2 protein-coding genes are annotated in these 3,636 nt (G+C 40.4%); both read right to left on the reverse strand.

Annotated elements, in window-relative coordinates; genetic code table 11:
• Positions 1-410: 410 nt before the first annotated feature.
• The gene (locus AC1DPZ_RS23950) at positions 411-2,207 is read right to left on the reverse strand and encodes an alpha-L-fucosidase (protein WP_477408206.1); all 1,797 of its coding nucleotides are present in this window, start codon (positions 2,205-2,207) and stop codon (positions 411-413) included.
• Between the two features lie 165 nt (positions 2,208-2,372).
• A partial coding sequence (locus AC1DPZ_RS23955; RefSeq protein WP_477408208.1) for a RagB/SusD family nutrient uptake outer membrane protein occupies positions 2,373-3,636 on the reverse strand: 1,264 nt, incomplete at its 5' end.

Here is a 3,636-nt window from a genome sequence, read left to right on the forward strand (position 1 = left end):
CTATAGTCCCTTTTAGTAAATGCACTGAACTGAGCTTTTACTTTTCATCAATCAAAATACTGACTAACAAACACTTGTATCATATTTTTAAAAGCAAAAGGGTGTTCGATATATGCTGAATTATTATTCTCAATAGCTTCACTTTTAGCAAAAATCGGCCTAAATCCGTTCAATAGGTGATTTTAGTGTTTTATTTTACACCGGGTGTTGCGCCATATGGACATTTCGGAGCCATTGACAAGCTCATTCCGAAAACTACAAACAGGTTATTCTGGAACACTTTTACCATGATAACTTCTTGATTTTCTTGTATATAGGTAACCATATTGTCGCGAATCCGAAATACATCTCCTACATCCGCCGTTGTTTAGGAACCAGGATCGTACTAATAAATTAACTCTTACTTTTTGCTAAGGTTTTTTGCTTAACCAAATTCTATTAAAGTATAACTTTTCATTTTCTTTAGGGCTTACCTTTAAGGTAACCTTGTAAAAACCTTCTTTAGTAAAATCAAACATACCAATTCGGTTATTCACAAATTCGTCTGTATAACTATCATGAGGCTCTACCACCACCTTTCCGGTGGGTTTTAACGTTTGTGACAAATCCTGATGGCCTGCGCTAATTTTAACCGGCATTCCGGTTTTTGAGTCATTATGGTATGATATATCTACATTATAAGTTCCGGGGCCGGGGATATAAATCTGCCATACAACTAAACCATCTTTATCTATTATCAAATGAGAAGGGCGTAGGCCATCAAATTGCACCTGTTTATATTTTGAAGGATTTTCTGTGTCATTTTCACTACTTAAAGCAAGCCCTCCAAAGGTAGATTCGGCCACGGTCTTTTCATCAAGCTCCAGTGATTGTGCATATTGCAATGCAATTACCGAAACAAAATGATCTGCGGCAACCTGGGGCAATTGAATATGGGTATATGGGCCTGATTGCGTAAAGCGCAATGCCATTTTACCAGATGGCGTAATCAGCTCTGTTTTTTCGGCCTTTGATAGAATTCCGGTTAAACGCAGCACATGATCTAATGGCCAGTTATACACCTGTAGGTAAACGATCTGTTTTTTGCCCAGCTTTTTTGTGGTTATCCGCCCCCAATCGTGTTGATTAGGCCGCAATTCAAGACCAGTACACCCATAAACAGATTCTCCGTTTTTAGAAAGCCATGCGCCCATATCATCCAATCTCGTTACATCTTCGTAGGGAACGGAACCATCCGCCCGTGGACCTATATTTAAAGTGAATCCTCCATTGAGGCTAACATTACCTATTAAAGATTGTAATAACTGGCTGGTAGACTTATACTCATTCTCCAGGGCGTTGTACCCCCATGAATGTGCAATTGTTCCCGAAGTTTCCCAGGGATGGTTTGTATATACCGCACCCAGCTGGTTGTCGCCCATGGTTTCAAAATCAATGCCCGGATCACTTGCCGGTAATCCCAGCCTGGAATTTATAAGGCAACCTGGTTGTAACTCATGTATCAGCTTGATGACCTGGTCCAGTTGCTCCTTTTTTACAATAGTGGATTTATAATCTATCCACATATCAAACCAGATCATAGCGATGTCACCATAATTGGTTAGTAGTTCGCGCAATTGCGGCAAAACTTTTTCCTGCCAATATTTATTGTATTGCTCATCAGTAATCCGGCCGGTTATTTCCTGGTTGTGATCCCAGCCATTTGGATGTTCCCAATCAAGCCAATGTGAATAATAAAAACCCAGCTTCATATTATGTTTTTTACAGGCGGCCGCTAACTCCTTAATCACATCCCTGTTTGTACCGCTAAGTTTGCTAAGGTTAGCATCGCTTACTTTAGAATTCCAGATGGCTATCCCATCGTGATGCTTGGCGGTAATAAGGATATATTTCATTCCTGCCTTTTTAGCCAGCAATACCCATTGTTCCGGGTTTATTTTATTCCAATCAAACCGTTTTGCCAACTGAACATATTCATCCTCCGAAATACGATTGCGGTAGCGGAGCCATTCTGCATAATTATTTCCGTTTCTCAGGCGTTCGCCTTTCCATATCCCTTCCGCGCCACTATATACGCCCCAGTGAATGAACATCCCAAAACGGGCATCGGTAAACCATTTAACACGGTCATGATGATTTGAGAGCTGTTGAGCGCCGACAGGGAGCAAAATGGAGATAAGCCATAAAAAAAGGAAGAACCGTTTCATAATTTTTTATTTATTGTTAGTGATAATATTCAAATTTCTTTTGCCTCAGGTACAGATGGATGATTACCTAAACAGATATAAGAAATAATAATCCTGATGTAACAAAATTCATCAGGATTATTATTCAACAATTGTTTTAATAGCCAATAAGGCATGCTTTGAATATTAATATCCTTTCGTCGGTATCAAATTGGGGTTATTTTGCAACTCAATACTCGGAATAGGAAATAAAAGCTCTCTTTCGGTTAAAACGGGGCCGTAAGAGAATTTATGCCCAACGTATTCGTCAAACTGTTTGGAACTAACATTAAACGCTTTTCGAAGACGGGCCATATCGAACCAAGTAACATCTTCAAAGCATAATTCATACCAGCGTTCTTTCCAAACGGCCTCGCGAAACTGATCTTTTGACAGGCCGGCCAGGTTTGGCAACTGCGCCCTTGTTCTTATCCCGTTAACAGCGTCATATGCTTTACCTGTTGGGCCGCTTACTTCGTTGGATGCTTCGGCATATACCAGCAGCACATCAGCATAACGGATAAGCGACCAGTTAAGATCGCTGTTGGCTGTATTGGTTTGTGCATCAACATCAAAGAGTTTGTAAAGGAAGTAACCCCCTAAATTCACCTCAATTTTCCTGTCATCCTGATTTGTAAATTTGGTAAAAAAGAACTGCCCTTCTTTGGCGCGCAAATCGGCCGGATCGTACGAATTTACAAAATCTGCAGTGGCGTAAATACCGCCGGTTTCTGCAGAATACGCAGAAATATTTTTGTTATAAGGAATAATTAATGACTGCCAGCTACCGGGGATAACCTGTGTTTTAAATTGGATCATAAAAATATTTTCCTCAATATTCTTCTTGTTCGGGTTGTGTAAATCAGAATAGTTATCAAAGAGTTTAAATTGTTTTGAGTCAATAACCTCCGCTGCCTTTTTTGCGGCCAGGTCATAATAGTCATTACCTTTTTTTAACGGATACCCAGCCATAGTAAGGTATACTTTGGCAAGCAATGATTTTACCGCCCCCAGGCTTACCCTTCCACCAGCATCTATCCATGGTAAGCCTGCCGCCTCGGCTGTTGTTAAATCACTCACAATCAATTTGTAAACATCTTCCGGGGTTGCCTGTTTGGGTTTCAACTGTGATGACGTCAAGTCAATGGGTTCGGTAATCAAGGGTATATTAGCAAACATTTGCACCAGGCTGAAATAATACCAGGCCCTTAAAAAATAGGCTTCCCCAAGTAATTGTTTAACTTGTGTGGCATCCATGCCCGCTATTTTGGGTATGTTAGCTATAGAAAGGTTAGCATTGCCAATACCCCTATAATAACTTCGCCAGTAGGTTTGTCCATAGCCATTTTCTGCTGTATTTTTCAAGTCTTTTATAAAATAGCTATTAACCGCCTGCCCCAAATCGGTGGCC

Source organism: Mucilaginibacter sp. P4_G9 (assembly GCF_056400985.1).

What these genes read in the sequence shown, in the direction of transcription:
- AC1DPZ_RS23950 (WP_477408206.1), bottom strand. Translation starts at nt 2,207, where the DNA reads ATGAAACGGTTCTTCCTTTTTTTATGGCTTATCTCCATTTTGCTCCCT.